Here is a 17,706-nt window from a genome sequence, read left to right as displayed (position 1 = left end):
ATCACACCCCCTTAATTTTAGGGCGGAAAAGATTTCCGCCCAAATTCTCATGGTACCTTAACAACATAAGATACAGTAAATACTTGACCGTCCTTTTGGAATTGCCCCCAAACTTTGTAAACACCACTTTCCGGAAATTCTGTTTCAAAAAGAGCATCCGGTCCTGTTCCCTGATTCTCCAAAGCATGGACATGCAGGTAACGTTCTCCATCCTCTGATAACACCACAACATGCCCGATTGAACCTAAATACGGTTCAAGGTTGGAAATTGGCTGTCTAGTAATTTCATCTGTTAGAGAGAATTTCATTGTAAGCTCTTTTCCAGCCTCAATCTGAGGCTCTATCGACATAGACACGTGTTTTTTATCCACTACCCTTTCAAAAACGTTATCTACATTTATTGGTACTGGCTCAGCAACTTTTCCTTTAACATTAATCCACTCTAATTTGCTTACAGAGCTCCCATCAGTCGGTTTAAAGTCAGCGACCATTCTGTACTTACCTCCAGCTGGAAATTGATTTGTAATTTCAAACACACCGTCACCCAAGTATTCAGGATGAATGTGATTAAAATAGGATAAATCCTCGCTTACAATTATTAAATGAAGTAGCTTTTCATGGTTTACATCAAAATCCTGAATGGGAATACCGTTATAAGAGATTTTTAAACGGATTAATGTTTCTTCATCGGAAGCTTGTTTTTCAACAAGCTCCCATTCTACGTTAACATCATCCGATATAATCCTATTACTTACCTCAATAGTTTCCTCTTCTTTTTCCCAGGATTGACCACTTCCACAAGCAGTAAATAGAAGAGAGGAAATTAGCAACAAAAATAACACCAGCTTATTCATATCTCAACGCCTCATTTAATGGAGTCTTTGCAGCTTTCCTTGATGGTGTAAAACTAGAAACTAAGCTAACAACAATACCAAATAAGAAGATTAACATAATTATGATTGGGGAAACCCCGAATTCAAATGTTAAAGAATTGATTGCTACCAGACCTGAAGACATATAGAGTAGCAGGATTCCAAATCCAATTCCGATAACAGTTGCAGCAAGACCTATACCAAAGCCTTCTAGTAATATCATTTTAATGATTTGACCTCTGGTGACCCCAACTGCCCGCATCATTCCAATTTCCCGAATCCTCTCCATAATATTAATTAATAGTGTGTTTGTAATTCCGATTCCTGAAACAATGATGGCAAGAACAACAAGAGCGTTAACAATGCTGAATGATCCCGTAATCGTACCACCAATTACACTTACCCAATCCTCAGGACCCCACATTTCTTCTACTCGTTCACCAAATTGCCCATAGATGTTCTCCCGCAGTTGTAATGGACTTGTTTTTTCATCCTTAATCACTAATGCATTTCTTTCATATTTCACTCCAATACTCTCTTTAAAATGATCTTCGTTCATAAAAGCGCTATAACCCCTGTTTTTCATCGTGTCCACGACTGCAACAACCTTAAACGATTTTGGACCATCTAATGCGTCTAGAGTGACCGTTTCACCAATTTTCCCACCCCATACTCCAAATGAGATTCTATCTAAGATAATTTCATCTTGCTTCAAGCTCTTTATCAGTTTGCTATGTGTTCCTTTATCCCCAGTAAATAATGGGAAACGATCTATCCATTCTTCCCCTACTCCAAATACTGGAATCATTCGCTTTTCACTATTTAGGGTCCAGGTTACAAATTGTAAAGAGTAAGTTTCAGCATCTGCTACCCCTTTCGTATTTTTAAGAATACTGAGGTCTTCCTTTTCAATATGGTGAAACATAACATCAAGGTTTCCACCGTAAGAGGAATGAATGACTCTTTCGTATGTTTGTAATAGAGCAGAGTTTAGTGAACTCATCAGGACAATCATGGCTATACCTAGACAAAGGACAACAGAAGTCATTGAGGTACGAGAGAGATTACGATTTAAATTTCTTATAGCCATATCACCTGGAAATTTAAAGAAAATACGATATATCCCTTTTAACACAAACCCGAACATCTTAAATAAATAAGGGAATATTAAAGCAATTCCTACCATTAGAGGTAAAACTAAGAGCAGATGATCAATTAGAAAACTAGCTCCAATAAGTAAGGTTCCTATAAATCCTAGCCACTTATTTGTTCCATTGGATTTTGCTTTGTTTTCCTTTAGTGCTTCAATAACACTGATCTTACCCACATTTCTAATTGGGTACCACGAAGCCAAGATCGGAATGATGAATCCGGCCACAATAGAAACGATTACTCCAGTTGTAATGACCATTCCGCTTTGATCTCGGACTCCAAAGAGCATAAATACCAGTGATTTAAGTCCGGTCGCGAGACCATAGCCGATTATTAGACCAGAAACAGTTCCTATCAAAGCAAGGAGAATAACCTCAGAGAGTACCATCTTTTGTAATTGACCTGGCGTATAACCAATGGTCTTTAGAACCGCGAATTCATTCTTTCGTTCCTTAACGCTCACGTATAAGGAATTAAATATAATGAAAGCACTTAGAGCAATTCCGAGAAAACCTGCCATATAGAGAGCTAGGAAGAATGTGTCTAAATCTTTGAACTGGAGATCGAAATTAACCACAATTGGCTGCATATATATACCTTCATGATGCTTAACAATGTGTTCTAATTCATGCTCTACTGCTTTTAATTTTTCGGTACTTTCGGCTTTAACTAACACATTTTGAATTTTTCCATTTAATTCAAACCAGTCTTGAATTACTGGAAGAGGAACAGCCACAGCCCAATGGTGATATTTAGCCATATTCCAACTAGATGGCCCCATTAGCTCCTGTGTATACTTGACGATTGCAGTAATTTTTATTTGCTTTACTCCTTGGTCCGTATCAAAAGAAATGGTATCCCCAATCTTTGAGCCCCATACTTTTGCCGTCCGATCCGTTATAACCGCTCCGTCTGTGGTTAAATCTCCTTCAATGACTTTAAATTTTGTAACCGAGGTATCGAGCTGGCTATAACCCGTTAGCACGACTCTTTTTTGAATTGAAGAGATTCCTTCCTCTTTAGTAACAAGCTTTGTATTCTCCTTCAACATTGCGATGGAAGTCGAATCACTGTTATTCTCTATTTCCCTAAGAACCTCTTCTGAAAAATAAGCTTCGGTACCTGATAAACTAAAGTCAGCTTTGGCAAAGGCCTCTTTAAGATAAATAGGAAACGACTTTTCTGCAGAATCAACGGCTGCAATTACAGCAAATGTTGAAGCCACTCCTATGACAATCGACATGATGGTAAGAAAAGTTCGAAGCTTTCTTCTCATCAAGTTACGCCATGCGATCTGCCACTGTTTCATTTCTATAACCTCCCTTGTTTTCTTCATCTATAATTAGTCCATCTTGGACGACAATAATTCGGTCTGCTATTTGTGCTGCCTGTAGGTCATGGGTAACCATCACAATCGTAATTTGTTCTTCTTTGTTAAGTTTTGAGAGGAGTTTTAAAATGTCTATCCCATTTTTTTGATCTAGGTTTCCAGTCGGTTCATCGGCTAGAATTAACCTTGGCTTCATGGCTATAGCCCTCGCTATAGCTACCCTTTGCTGTTGCCCACCACTTAATTGAGAAGGGAATTGTGGTTCCTTTCCTTCAAGGTTTACATCCACAATTAATTTTTGAACGGTGGACTTTATTTCAGATTGACTTGTATTGTTGGCTGATAGGGATAGTGCTATGTTTTCTCCGACGGTCATCATTGGTAACAATTGATAGTTTTGAAATACAAAGCCTACCTTTGTGCGTCGGAATAGAGTACGTTCTTTCTCATTGAGTGCATTCAACTCAACTCCATCAACCGTTACTTTTCCGGATGTCGGTGTATCGAGCCCTCCCAATAATTGAAGAAGTGTACTCTTCCCCGATCCACTCGGACCCATTATTGCTACAAATTCTCCTTTTTCAATGTTGATATTGTTGTTTTTAAGAGCATAAAAATCACCAGATTCTAATGAATAAACCTTTGATACATTTGATATAGAAATCATAAAGAATTCCTCCATTTTTTGATTTTGCTGTTTGATTCGTTTTATACATCCTCATTGTACTGAGTTTAGCTATTACCTAAACCGCACACTTTTTGGAGGACTTCCGCACTGTTTTGGAGGACCCCCGCAAGATTTTGGGGTACAGCCGATGATCGCAGCAATTATTGAGCTCATTGTATTCAAAAACAAAAAGCAGATGAAATTCACCATAAAAAAAACTGCCAGGAGGGTATTCCTGACAGTTTACTGACCTTATTCACTTTAGCTCTTCCTCTGGAATTAGGCCCAGAGTTTTTGCTTTAGCTATAGTATCGACCCTTGTTCTTACTCCAAATTTTTGGTAAAGGGCTGTTAAGTTATATTCTAGAGATCTTTGACTCATAGACAAGCTAGTTGCAATTTCCCTCGTACTCTTACCTTTGGAAAGCTCAAGGAGAATCTGTTCTTCTAATGAAGTTAAAATCACTTTTTGATTGCTGGTTGTACCATCTGATATGATTCCTGGCCTTTTTAACTCTCTGACTAGTGAAAGTGGAAGGATTACTTGCTTTTTCAATGCGCTTCTTATTCCTACTACAAGCTCATCCCTTGAAGAGGTCTTGGATAAAAAGCCTGATACTCCTGCTTCAACTAACAAGTTAAAATGGGGCTTTATGTCAAATCCTGTGTAAATTAACACAACCAGCTCAGGATTATATGCTAAGGCTTGCTTTGATAATTCAAGACCGTTTAGGTGTGGCATGTATAAATCAAAGAGTAATATATCATACGAATTTAGCTTAATAAGATTCATTGCATTTAAAGAGCTGCTTTCAACCGTAATATTAAAATCAGGCTCCTGTTCGAGCAGCATCTTTGTACCTTCTATGATAGATAAATGGTCATCAACAATAAGGATGTTAATCATAATTGACTCCTTTCCTTCGTAATCGGAACTTCCAGTGATGCTTTAAGCCCATTTCCTGGCTCTGACAAAAATTCAAAATTCCCACCCAGGCTTTTGGCCCTTTGTGTAATACTCGTTAATCCTAATTTATTAAATGAAGGCTTGAGACTGTCTTGACCGAAACCTACCCCATTATCGTTGTAAACCATTTTGAATAGGGCATCTTCAAAATGAATATCGAAGTGGATTAAAGAGGCTTTTGAATGACTATCTGCATTTTTAAGAAGTTCCTGAACAATTCTGTATATTCCAATGGTTTGCTCTTCATCCAATGGTACACTTGGAATCATTTTGGAGGTAAAAATAATTTTATACGTAGATGAAACCTGAATATGTTCAAATAAGTTCTCCAAAGCCCTTTCAAGTCCTAGCTCCCTTAACAACGGGGGACGTAGCTCATTACATGTCATTCGTAGTTGATGAATGTTGTCTAATAACCCCTGTTCAATTTCAATGAGTTTGGATTTATCCTCACTTCCAAAATCATAACGATTGATTAGAGACTCCATTTTTCTATATAGGTATATTTGTTCCTGCAACACGGTGTCATGTAGATCACTAGATAGAGTTAATCGCTGTTGTTCCTGGAGGTTGAACAACAACCTCAACACCCATTGTGGTGTCTCCGTTTTCTTTAATGCCGAATCCAATTCGTCAATTAAATTGGCTATGACATTTAAATTATCCATAACCATCACAGTATAAAATGATAGAGTTTCTAGCCAAATTGATTCCATTTCTTCTTTAATGTCGCCTGCTGATACTGATAGAACATATACATTATTCTGATATTCACCTATCTTAATCAGTAATTGATCATTCGTAGTTACTATTTTTCCTATTGATAATTCATCTATATTTGGTCTTGATTCAGCAAATTCTTCAGTCTCCCCAGTACATATCAATAATAGTTTTGGTTTAGATTCGGGAAGAATGGTCTTAACCTCTTTTAACAATCTTTCTTCAAGGTCAGCTAATTTCATAACAGCAGTTAAGTCTTGCGAAAAGTTTTTCAAGCTATTTTGTAAAACTTCGTACCGACTCTTTTGTCTTTCGAGTTCCATCTCCATTAATTTTCTCTCTGAATTATCCCTTGTTGAGACAACTTGGAGATAGTCTTCTGTATCTGGAAGGGGGGTTGTTTTACATTCTACATAACGCACGTCCCCATTCTTATTCACAATTCGGAATTCCGTAGAATTATTTGTTTGGGACGCAAGCAGGTTCATATGCCTTTGTTTCAAATGTTCTAAGTCATCCGGATGAACCATAGTGAAAGTGTCCATACCTCGTAGTTCCTCAAGGCTATAACCACTAATCTCACTCATGTTAGGTGTCGAAAAAACCATATGGCGGTCACGATTCACAATGTAAAGCATGACCGTCGTTTCATTTAGCATCAGTTTAAATATCTGACGGTACGTTTCTTCCAATTCCATTACTACACCACCTAGTATTCTGCCTGAATGATATTTAAATTAAGTTTACAATGAATTAAACAAACTTAGCCCGAAAAATTATTGCGTGCGAACGATTTTTTCTTGGGGTAAAGTCTGTACTAATGGTACATATAAAAAAATAAAACCACCGTGGATGGTTTTATTTCATAATAGTTAGACTCATAGAGTAATTTTCCTTGAAGGAATCTTGATTCGCACTAAGAGTCCCTCTCCTGGTTTTGAGTGGAATTTTATACTACCGTTTAAACTTTGCACCCTCTCTCTCATACCAGAAATCCCCATGCTATTAAAGGATGGAGTAATTCCAGATTCATTAAACCCTTTTCCATTATCTAAATATTGAAGGATTAGTTGATCCTCTAGTTGTGACAAATGAAAATGTAAATTCGTTGCCTCTGAATGTTTGGTAGCATTGTTAAGCAACTCTTGAACAACTCGATAGATTCCTATTGTTTGTTCGTCATCTAAAGAAAGATTTGAAGTGTTTTTTGTCGTAAATGCTATTTTATAGGTTGAAGAAACCTGTGTAAACTCAAAAATATTCTCTAGTGCACTAACTAATCCAATTTCCCGTAATAAGGGTGGTCGTAGGTCATTGCAAGTTATTTTAATTTGATGAATGGAATCTAGCAGCCCCTGACTAACATCAATAAGCTCCTCCTTAACTTCTCGGTTAAAGCTTTGCTCCTTAAGAATGACTTCTAGCCTTCTGTATAAAGTGAATTGGTCTAATAAGACTGTATGATGTAAATTGCTAGACAACTCTAATCTTTGTTTCTCAGATAAGTTAAATAAAAGCCTTGAGATCCATTGTGGCCTTTCCTTCCATTTGAGAGCTGTTTCTAATTGATTCATTAAATTCTCAATTACACTCAAACTCTCAAAGACCATTACCGTATAATAGACCAATGTATCAACATAGATACTTTCCATTTTATCTTCAATTGCTGCTGCATCAATTGTAAGAAAATAAGATAGATGATTACGATCACCTATTAAGATAAACACTCGATCATCAAACGCTTTTTGCTTACCAACCGTTAAATGGGAGATGCACATCTTTAAAGAAGAATCCCCTACAAAAGTTTCGCTTTCACGGTTATAAATGATAACTTTGGGTTCTGAATTTGTAATAACCGTTTCTAGTTCTTTAACAAGTTTAACTTCAAGCTCGGATAGCCTCATCGTATTTGATACTTCCTGCGAATAGGATTTCAAGCTATTTTGTAGTAATTGATACCTATTTCTTCTATTCTGTATCTCATTTTCAATATTTTTACGGAGTGTAACATCTCTTATCGTAACAGCAACAATTTGCTCAGGATGATTAGGAACTGGCATTACTCGAGATTCTAAATATTTAATATTACCTTTACTATCGTAGGCTCTATATTCATTTGTAACAGATTGTTGAAGACGTATAACCTCTTGATGCGATTTAATTAATTCATTCTTGTCCTCAGGGTGAAGAAATTCAAATGCGTTTTTCCCTATTACTCCCTCAATGGAATAACCTAACATCGATTCTATAGAAGGTGTGGCAAAAATAATTGATTGATTCCTATCAACAATTAATAGGATATCCATCATATGCTTTGTAATCAGTTCAAATCCCCAGTTAAACTGGCTTACTGTCTCCAATATACACACCCCCATTAGGATAAATTTTCCTTAAGTTACATTCTACAGTATAGATCCATTTTGTGAACTCATTAATTAAATTTAATTGCCTAACTATTCCCAATCTTTTATTATATTAATCATGTACATAACATACATGATAAGCTATTAATATATGACTGGCCGAAAGGAGTTTTAGCTTCATGAATTCTTTTGTGAACGAACCAACTGGCGTATTCCCTTCTGTTTGTTCTCTTGACTGCCCAGATCAATGTGGTTTGCTGGTACATAAACAGGATGGGAAAATTATAAAGATGCAAGGAGATCCTAATCACCCTGTAACTAAAGGAAATATTTGCAATAAAGTTCGGAATATGACAGAGCGAATTTATGATCCAAATCGTTTAAAACATCCTCTTAAGCGTACTGGCGTAAAAGGAGAAGGAGTTTTTGAGGAAATTAGCTGGGAAGAAGCCATTGAAACCATTACTTACCAATGGAAGAAACTTATAAAAGACTACGGCCCTGAAAGTATCCTCCCATATAGTTTTTATGGGAACATGGGAAATCTTAGTGCTGAGGGAATGGACCGACGTTTTTTCAACCGGCTAGGAGCATCCCAGCTTGATCGTTCAATTTGTTCGGCTGCTGGTGCACAAGGCTATAAATATACGATGGGTGGTAGCTTTGGAATTGACCCAGAAGAAACGGTTGAATCAAAACTAATTATTTTCTGGGGAATTAATGCAGTAAGCACCAATATGCATCAGATTGCTCTCGCCCAGAAAGCCCGTAAAAATGGTGCAAAGATCGTTGTCATTGATGTTCACAAGAATCAAACAGGACAATTTGCTGATTGGTTTATTCCTATCCAGCCAGGAACGGATGCAGCTCTGGCACTCGGAATGATGCACATTTTGTTTGCAGAAGAAATGGCTGATGTGGATTTTTTACAGAACTATACAGTTGGATATAAGGAGTTACGTGAACATGTTGTTCAATATGACCCCGTCACTGTTTCAAATATTACAGGTGTTCCAGTAGAGGATATATATAAACTCGCTCGTATGTATGGTAATACCTCCCCTTCCTTTATTCGTATTGGAAATGGTCCACAACATCACGATAATGGTGGAATGTGTATTCGAACAATTGCGTGTCTCCCTGCTCTAACTGGACAATGGCTTGTCAAAGGTGGCGGAGCAATAAAATCCAATAAAGGGTACTTAGCTCATAATGCGGAAATCCTTCAACGTCCTGATCTGTTAAAAAATAAAGATACTCGAGTTATCAACATGAACCTACTTGGTCAAGCATTATTAGAACTAGATCCACCAGTTAAATCCATGTATGTATACGGGACTAACCCTGCAGTTGTTACGCCAGAAGTTAATAAAGTAAAAAAAGGCCTAGAACGAGAGGATCTATTCATTGTCGTTCATGATTTATTTTTAACAGAAACGGCAAAATACGCTGATATTATCCTTCCAGCAACATCTGCATTTGAAAACACAGACTTTTATACATCGTACTGGCATCACTATATTCAAATACAAGAACCAGCTATTGAAAAGTATGGCGAATCTAAGTCCAATGTCGAAGTGTTCCAATTACTAGCTGAGGCAATGGGATATGTGGATTCCAGCTTATTTGATTCGGAAGTTGAGATGATTACCCAGGCCCTAGATTACAAGAGAAATCCACACTTCGAGGGTATTACTTTTGAAAGACTATCTGAAGAAAAATATGTAAAGGCGAATGTAACACAAATTGTAGTTGGGAAATTATTAACTCCCAGCGGAAAAATCGAACTCTACTCTGAACAGATGGAAAAGGATGGATATCCTCCACTTCCAACTTATATCCCACTTGTGGAAGATGATGGTGACTACCCTTTATTATTTGTACCTGGTCCGAATCATAATTACTTGAACTCGACCTTCTCTAACAATAAAAAACATATTACACTTGAAAAAGAACCTCGTGTGTTTATTAGTAAAAAGGACGCCTTAGTAAGAGGAATTACAGACGGAGATCAAGTACGGGTGTGGAACAATCGAGGAGAATGTATCCTCAAAGCTTCAGTTGGTGAAAGCGTGCTTCCTGGAGTAGCCGTTACTCAAGGACTATGGGCTGATTTACCAGGGACAAAGCAACTAGTAAACACCTTGACCCCTGATCGTGTCGCTGATATGGGAAATGGTGCTACATTCTTTTCAGGTAGAGTAGATGTAGAAAAGGTAGTTTAATAGAAAAAGAACCAGGTATTGTCTGGTTCTTTTTCGTTGGTCTACATTTTAGCTTTTTCTGTATGTTTTAATCAGTACATTTATTATTTTATTCGAAAATAACGTTTTTTCTTTTTATCTTTGAAAAATGAATTTTTTTGTTCGAATTTTTCAATTTATCGATTATTCGACATTTTTTACGAGGTTCACCCGATAGAAAAATCCTGTATTTAATTTTTTCACAGTTACAATACTAGACTAACAGACATTTTCAACCTAAAAGATAAAAACCGGACAGTTCATAACTGTCCGAAAATAGTTGGTGGAATTATAATAAAGAATACTCCTCAACAAGCTCTGAGAATTTTCTAAGTGAATTTTCAATGGGCAATGGAGTTGTTAAGTCTACTCCCGTTTTCTTTAATAACTCTAGTGGGTAGTCCGAGCTTCCACTTTTTAAGAATTCGAGATAGTTTTCCAATGTCTCTTGATCCCCTTCTAAAATTCTTGTCGCAAGATGGATGGCCGACGCAAATCCAGTTGCATATTTGTAAACGTAGAATGGACGGTAGAAGTGAGGAATTCTAGACCAACCATACTTCACTTCTTCATCAAACACCATTTCATCCCCGTAATATTCTCTATAGAGACCTTCAAATATTTCATTGAATACTTCTACATTTAACGGTGAACCCTCTTCTGCCTTTTCATGAGTTAACTTTTCAAACTCTGCAAACATCACTTGTGTAAAGAATGTGCCTCTAAATTGATCAATAAAGTGATTAAGAAGATGCTTTCGTACTTCCTCATCCTTTTCATTTTTCAATAAATAGTTGATTAACAATACCTCGTTAACAGTCGATGCAACCTCTGCTACAAATATGCTATAACGTGCAGTAATCTGTGGTTGATGCTGTGAACTTAGTTTACTGTGAACTCCATGTCCACACTCGTGTGCTAATGTAAATAAACTATTTAAATCATCGCGATGATTTAACAAGATATATGGATGTACGCCATAAACACCTAAATTATAAGCACCTGAACGTTTTCCTGGTGTTTCCCTTACATCTATATATCGAGAATCCCTAAATTGCTTTAATGTTTCAACATAATCTTCCCCTAGAGGAGCTAAAGCTTTAATCATTGTTTCATAGGCTTCATCATAAGAAATTTCTTGTTTTACACCACTTAATGGAACATATAAGTCGTACTGACGTAGCTCATCAACACCTAATTTCTCTTTTCTCACTTTAGAATAATGATGAAATGGAGCAATATGTTCTTTCGTTGTTTGAATCAGGTTTTCATAAACTTCTTTCGGTACATTATCCCCAAACAATCCCTTTTCAAGTGCTGAAGGATATTTACGAATTTTCGCCATCGTTACGTTATTCTTTATGGCAGCAGAAAGCGTGGAAGCAATCGAATTTTTTAATTGAAGATACGGCTTATAAAAGGCTTTGTATGCTTCTTTTCTTTTTTCACGGTCTTCGTTCTCCATTAGCTTTGAGTACATGCCTCTAGTTAACTCGACTTTCTCCCCATCCTCACCTGTTACTTCACCAAACTTGATATCGGCATTATTTATCATACCAAAGGTGTTACTAGGTGCAGATAAAGCCTCTCCTAACTGAGAGAGAACCTCTTCTTGGTCTTTGCTTAAAACATGCGCTTTGTAACGAAAGGATTCAAATAAATCATCTTCAAAATACTTTAACCCATTCTCTTCGTTAATATATTTCTTTAAGGTTTCTTCATCTAAGCTTAATAAGAAAGGCATAAAGAATGAAGTTGCAGAACTAACTTTAACACTTAACCCTTTGGCACGGTCCAATAAGGATTGGGAACTCGTTTCTCTTGTGTCCTGATCTACTTGAAGCATACTGTATGCATATACGTGATTAAATTTATAGGACAATTCCTCTTGTAGTTTTAGGAATTGGTATAGGCTTTTTCCATCATGTATCTGGCCATCGAATTGTTTAAGATCTGCTGCCATTTTTTCAATCTGAGAAAGGTCCTGCTCCCATTTATTTAAATCTGAATAAAGATCTTCTAAATTCCATTTTTCTTGAGTGGGTACGTCAGCTCTTGATTTATAAGTAATCATGATAACACTCCTTATGTTTAGCTATCCTTATTGTACTAAAATTATCTGAATTTATTAAATTTTAATGCTTAATAGCTAAAAAAGAACCAGATTGAGGGTCTGGTTCTTTTCACTCTTTGGTTCTAAAATATATAGTTGCCAACAAGAAGTGAATTTATATACTCTCCTGCTTCAATGCATCTATGATATTTTCTTTCTTCACTTTAGAAATTGAATAAAGCATCGATGATCCTACGATGATAAATACAGCAACAATCACATATAAAATACTTAACCACGGTAGAGAGAATCCATAGTTAAAGCTATTCATCAATGATCTATGAATTAAATACATGACTAATACACTAACTGGTAATCCGTAAAGGAGTGATTTTAACCCATAAAAGATACTTTCATAATTCATCATTTTGTTAAACCCTTTTGAAGTCATTCCCACAGATTTTAACATCGCAAATTCTCTTTTTCGTAGAGATATGCTCGTAGAAATTGTGTTGAAAATATTTGCTATTGATATAAGGGTGATTAATACAATGAACCCGTACGTAAAGACTGACATTAGTAAAATCATCTGTTCTTCCTGCTGCCTAACTTGATATACATTATAGAGTGATACGTTACTTTGCTTCATTTCTTCAATTTCTCTTTGTGTTCCCATAGGGTCAGCGCTTTTCAAGTATAGGAAGGACTGAGCAGACAAAATCGTGTTTTCTTTCACATATTGTTCCAATACGGAATCCAAAACAATCACATCTAATGCACCAAGCCCCATTGGCATTACGCCCATAGGAAATTTATCGGTTAATGCAGCAATCTCCAATTTATCTACATGCTTTTCTTCATCGGTTTCATAATCTGTGTAAGATAGTTCTAGACTTTTACCAACTTCCGTATGAATGACCTTTGTTTCTACGTATTTTTCCGTTTCTAAATCCTCAAATGGAATCGTATCTATGACAATAGCTGCTGATTGATTCGGATCCAGTAACTGTTTAGAGTCAGCACCTACCTCTTTTGCATAAGCTTTTAGACTTTCCTCATCTAAACCATGTAGCCTAATATTATAAGGATATTTCCCATCTTCAAGGAAGGAATGATTGTTTTCCGTATTCTCTTTCAACTGATCGGCAATTGAGGACTCTTCTATCCAAGAAACCAATGTAAGCTCCTTGGAAAATACGGTCTCCGAAACATCGTTAATGGATGAGATTTTGTTTATTAATTGATGATCTATGTCTTCATGAAAAGTAACTTGAATATCAAAATTGACACCATCCTGTGATAGTTCAAGTGATTTTTTTAGATTAGCTGTAAAGAAAGAAACTGCTAGAAAAAGAACAATACTTATCACTAATGAAAATACGGTTACTCGATACCTACGCTTATTTCTCTTTAAGTTTTTTAGACCGATTTCAGCTTCAATTCCAAATAGCTTTCGAACTACTTTTGAAGTCTTAACTGCCTTGCCAGTTAATTTGATTTCAGTCGTTTGTCGTATTGCATCAATAGCCGTAATCTTTGAGGCTTTCCGTGCCGGAAGATAAGTTGAAATAAAAATAGTCAAGATTGACACAGCACAGGCAACTACAAGAGATAGAGGTGTAACAGAAACGGTTAACTTCTCCGTCATCCCTAAAGCACCTTGGATGATTGAGTTAATAAAATAAAACGTAATACCTATCCCCGCTAATCCGCACACAATTCCGATTGGAATACTAATCAGACCAATGATTGCTCCTTCGAAGAATACAGAATTCCGCTTTTGCCTTTTGGTCGCACCTACACTAGAAAGCATACCTAGGTGACGAGAACGTTCTGCCACACTGATGGCAAAAGCATTATAAATTAACGCAACAGAGCCAATGATAATTACACCCATAATCACTGCAGATAGCGAAAACAATAAACTTCTTAATCCGTCGTTGTTTGTTATTCCATAATAGCGTAATAATCCATTATTAAAAAACAGTGAATCAATGTTTGCAGCACTTGCTAAATTTTCCGCATGATCATAAAGAGAACGATCTATTTCTTTTAAGACAACAGAAGCATTAATATAGTCGTTGGCCCCAATTATTTTTTCATCAATATAACTAATAACGGTATAACCCGGTGACCACGCCGGCTCCCAAGTCGGTCTTTTCATAAACCCAACGACCTTAAAGTTACTAGCTTCTATTGCTTCGAGCTTTTCAATAACCTTCCCATTATCCCTTTCTAAAGGATCATATGGAGATAACTCTACTACTGTACCTTGGGATGTTTTTAATGAACGGTGACCAACGTTAAGTGTGATAGTGTCCCCAACTTCATAGTTCACCTTCCCAATGGTAGCAATATCTTCTGATAAAAGAATCTCGTTTTCTGCTTTTGGGAGTCTTCCTTTGCTAAGTTCTATAGGAAATCTCTTAAAACCTTCCGTATTGTACTCCTTAATAAACAAGTACGGCTTGTTTTCATTCTGACCCCCTTCTAGATTTGCAAATCCTTTATCTCTCGAAATAACCAATGCTTCCGTATCAGAATCACTTTGAATAACTTCTAGTTGCTCTTTGTTAATGTTTTGGTAAAGAACATGCCATTCTCCTTCTGTGGCAACCGTTTGTCTCTTTAACAAATCTAAAAAAGATATCCCCAATGTGCTAACCGCCATTATCATCGAGACCGAAATGATCACCCCAATTATGGTCACTAGCGTCCTTCTTTTATTTTGCTTAAGATGCCTAATGGTCAATTTATTTACAATATTCATGGTCGAATCACCTCATCCTTGGCAATTCTTCCGTCCTCGATACTAATGACTCGATCTGCTTGAAGGGCAATTCGCTCATCATGAGTGATTACTAGTAACGTTTGTTTATAGGTTTTATTAAACATTTTAAGTAATTCTATGATTTCAGCGCTATTTTTACTATCTAGGTTACCGGTAGGCTCATCAGCTAGCATAATCGCTGGATTACTAATAAGTGCTCTCCCAATCGAAACACGTTGCTGCTGTCCACCTGATAACTGATTGGGAAGGTGATTCAGGCGCTTTTCTAGACCAAGAATTTTGAGGATATCTTCTAATTGTTTCCTATCCACTTTATGTTCATCAAGAAGCATAGGCAATGTAATATTCTCTTCAACCGTTAAGACCGGTATTAAATTATAAAATTGATAGATTAATCCAATTTGCCTTCTTCTAAAAATGGCTAATTGAGTTTCGTTAAGGTTATAAATATCGGTTTGATCCACCCATACTTTTCCACTCGTTGGTCGATCAACCCCACCTAACATATGTAACAGCGTTGACTTCCCTGAACCCGACGGCCCAATAATTGCAACAAATTCTCCCTTTTTAACTGAAAATGAAACATTATCAAGAGCTTTAACAGCTGTGTCACCTTTTCCGTACACTTTAGACAGACCTTCTATTTTTAAAATTTCCATGATAAATCCTCCAATTATTGTTGATTGGCTTTAGTATATCTGCCTAAAATGACTATCAAGTGACTGTTAAATGACAATTTAGTCACTTAAGCGCTATTAAATGATTTGCTTATAGAACTTGATAAGAAATTTTGTACCTTTTCCTACCTCACTACTCACATCTATCGTTCCGTTTTGACTCGTAATAATGCTATGTGCCATCGCTAGTCCAATTCCAACACTCTCTTCACTAGAGTTCTTACCTTTATAAAAACGTTTAAATATATAAGGAAGATCCTCTTTAGGAATTCCCTTCCCATTGTCTGTTATATCAATCTCAGTAAATAATACGTTTTCTTGATGTGAAATCTTAATCTCTCCACCATTTTGTGTATGTTCAACACAATTTTTCAAAATATTGATTATGGCTTCTGATGTCCAATTTAAATCTCCAACAAACGAAACCGTTTCTTCTCCTTCTATAGAAACGGTTTGCTCCTTTATATCCATTGGAATGAGGATGGGTTCTAAAGCTTTTTGAATTAGCTTGTTTACGGATACATGCTCTCTTTTAAAAAGTACTGATCCTGCATCAATCTTTGAGATTTTAAGTAAAGATGATACAAGCCACTCTATTCGTTCGAGTTGAATGCGAATATTACGTGTGAATTCAGTTTTCTGTTCTAATGATAGATTTGTATCACTTAGTAAATCTACCATCATTAACATGGAAGTCAAAGGGGTTTTCAGTTGATGCGATATATCAGAGATAGCATTCGTCAGCTTTAATTTATCTTCTTGAAGAAAGGAGCTTTGCTCTGAAAGCATAAGTGTCACCTTATAAATATCGTTTTTTAAGATACTTAGTTCCCCTTCTCGATTATCACGAACATCAAGTGAATAATTGCCATTAGTGATTTGTCGTAAATAGCTAGATAGCTTTTCTATTTCGTTGTATCTCCATCTAGTAAAAAGAATGCTACAGACAGTTAGTAGCAAACAAGTGGTTCCGATAAGCCATACACTTGCTGGTGCCAAATAAGCACTTATAACAATTGCTACCAAGCTAATTGTACACATAAATAATAATAGAATTTGTATCTCTTTATTGCGCAGCATGCTAGTCACCAACCTTGTAGCCTAAACCACGAACTGTCTTAATAATAGTAGGTGCCTGAGGATTGTCTTCTAGTTTTTCTCGTAATCTCTTAATATACACAGTTAGTGTGTTATCATTTACAAAGTCACCAGCCACATCCCATATTTGTTCTAGCAACTGATTTCTAGAAAGGATTTGTCCTATATGGTTTGCAAAAATGAGCAGCAAACGATATTCCAAAGCAGTAACCAGAATTTCTTCATCCCGCTTATACACTTTTCCTTCAAGCGTATTGATTTTTATATCATGTATGTCAATAACTGTTTTTGGCTGAGCTTGGTTGTTGTATCTTCTTAATACAGATTTAATTCTCGATAAAAGCTCCCTTATGCGAAAAGGTTTTGTTATGTAATCGTCCGCCCCCATGTCTAGACCCATCACGACATTCACCTCATCATCAATGGCTGTAAGAAATATAACGGGTTTATCACTTCGTTCCTTTACCATTTTGCATAGATCATACCCACTTCCATCCGGTAATGATAAATCAAACAAGCAAAGGGAAATGGAAGCCAAATCTTCTTCTAACACTTTCTTGGCTGCTTGAACATCATGGCAAAGAACCGTTTGAAATTGGTCTTGCTCAAGTGAATATTGAAGCCCTGAGGCAATCGTCTTATCATCTTCTACAAGCAATACTTTCATGAAGATCATCATCCTTACGTTTTATTACTTCATTATTATCGTTTCTTAGAAAGCCACTTCCCTATTAACGACGTTTTATCCTAGGAGATAGTTTCACATTTATGCT

The 17,706-nt window shown here is 36.5% G+C and carries 12 protein-coding genes; 1 reads left to right on the top strand and 11 read right to left on the bottom strand.

Translation table 11 applies throughout. The features are described 5' to 3' along the window. Positions 1 to 47: 47 nt before the first annotated feature. The 6 genes from ACFYKX_RS07665 to ACFYKX_RS07640 all read right to left on the bottom strand — a co-directional run bounded on the left by ACFYKX_RS07665 (position 48) and on the right by ACFYKX_RS07640 (position 8,068). On the bottom strand, positions 48 to 854 hold the full coding sequence (locus ACFYKX_RS07665; RefSeq protein WP_389359699.1) for a hypothetical protein: 807 nt from the start codon (positions 852 to 854) through the stop codon (positions 48 to 50). Beyond that, positions 847 to 3,333: an FtsX-like permease family protein gene (locus ACFYKX_RS07660; protein WP_389359697.1), complete on the bottom strand. Its 2,487-nt coding sequence runs from the start codon at positions 3,331 to 3,333 to the stop codon at positions 847 to 849. The genes ACFYKX_RS07665 and ACFYKX_RS07660 overlap by 8 nt, the downstream gene beginning before the upstream one ends. Next, positions 3,305 to 4,021 (bottom strand): ABC transporter ATP-binding protein, encoded by a 717-nt coding sequence (locus ACFYKX_RS07655; protein ID WP_389359695.1) that lies wholly within the window; start codon positions 4,019 to 4,021, stop codon positions 3,305 to 3,307. Before ACFYKX_RS07655 ends, ACFYKX_RS07660 begins: the two co-directional genes overlap by 29 nt. 256 nt (positions 4,022 to 4,277) lie before the next feature. Next, positions 4,278 to 4,928: a response regulator transcription factor gene (locus ACFYKX_RS07650; protein WP_389359693.1), complete on the bottom strand. Its 651-nt coding sequence runs from the start codon at positions 4,926 to 4,928 to the stop codon at positions 4,278 to 4,280. Beyond that, positions 4,925 to 6,406, bottom strand: coding sequence for a PAS domain-containing sensor histidine kinase (locus ACFYKX_RS07645; RefSeq protein ID WP_389359691.1), 1,482 nt, complete (start codon positions 6,404 to 6,406; stop codon positions 4,925 to 4,927). The genes ACFYKX_RS07650 and ACFYKX_RS07645 overlap by 4 nt, the downstream gene beginning before the upstream one ends. A 180-nt stretch (positions 6,407 to 6,586) precedes the next feature. Next, entirely contained in the window at positions 6,587 to 8,068 is a 1,482-nt protein-coding gene (locus ACFYKX_RS07640) for a PAS domain-containing sensor histidine kinase (protein WP_389359689.1), read from the bottom strand. Between the two features lie 182 nt (positions 8,069 to 8,250). Between ACFYKX_RS07640 and ACFYKX_RS07635 the strand changes: the two genes are divergently transcribed. Continuing rightward, positions 8,251 to 10,296, top strand: a complete 2,046-nt coding sequence (locus ACFYKX_RS07635) for a molybdopterin oxidoreductase family protein (protein WP_389359687.1) — start codon at positions 8,251 to 8,253, stop codon at positions 10,294 to 10,296. Between the two features lie 307 nt (positions 10,297 to 10,603). On the opposite strand, the gene pepF is transcribed toward ACFYKX_RS07635, so the two are convergent. The 5 genes from pepF to ACFYKX_RS07610 all read right to left on the bottom strand — a co-directional run bounded on the left by pepF (position 10,604) and on the right by ACFYKX_RS07610 (position 17,600). Further along, positions 10,604 to 12,388 (bottom strand): oligoendopeptidase F, encoded by a 1,785-nt coding sequence (pepF, locus tag ACFYKX_RS07630; protein ID WP_389359685.1) that lies wholly within the window; start codon positions 12,386 to 12,388, stop codon positions 10,604 to 10,606. Positions 12,389 to 12,542: 154 nt separating this feature from the next. After that, complete coding sequence (locus tag ACFYKX_RS07625; protein ID WP_389359683.1) at positions 12,543 to 15,137, bottom strand: FtsX-like permease family protein; 2,595 nt, start codon at positions 15,135 to 15,137, stop codon at positions 12,543 to 12,545. Then, positions 15,134 to 15,817, bottom strand: a complete 684-nt coding sequence (locus tag ACFYKX_RS07620) for an ABC transporter ATP-binding protein (RefSeq protein WP_389359681.1) — start codon at positions 15,815 to 15,817, stop codon at positions 15,134 to 15,136. The genes ACFYKX_RS07625 and ACFYKX_RS07620 overlap by 4 nt, the downstream gene beginning before the upstream one ends. Positions 15,818 to 15,913: 96 nt before the next feature. Then, a complete protein-coding gene (locus ACFYKX_RS07615) occupies positions 15,914 to 16,915 on the bottom strand; it encodes a sensor histidine kinase (RefSeq protein WP_389359679.1) in 1,002 nt (333 codons plus the stop codon). A 1-nt stretch (position 16,916) separates the two neighbouring features. After that, the gene (locus tag ACFYKX_RS07610; protein WP_389359677.1) at positions 16,917 to 17,600 is read right to left on the bottom strand and encodes a response regulator transcription factor; all 684 of its coding nucleotides are present in this window, start codon (positions 17,598 to 17,600) and stop codon (positions 16,917 to 16,919) included. Between the last annotated feature and the right edge of the window lie 106 nt (positions 17,601 to 17,706).

It is taken from the genome of Cytobacillus spartinae (genome assembly GCF_042865285.1).
Taxonomy (GTDB): domain Bacteria; phylum Bacillota; class Bacilli; order Bacillales; family Cytobacillaceae; genus Robertmurraya_A; species Robertmurraya_A spartinae.
This window is presented reverse-complemented; position numbering and strand designations above follow the sequence as displayed.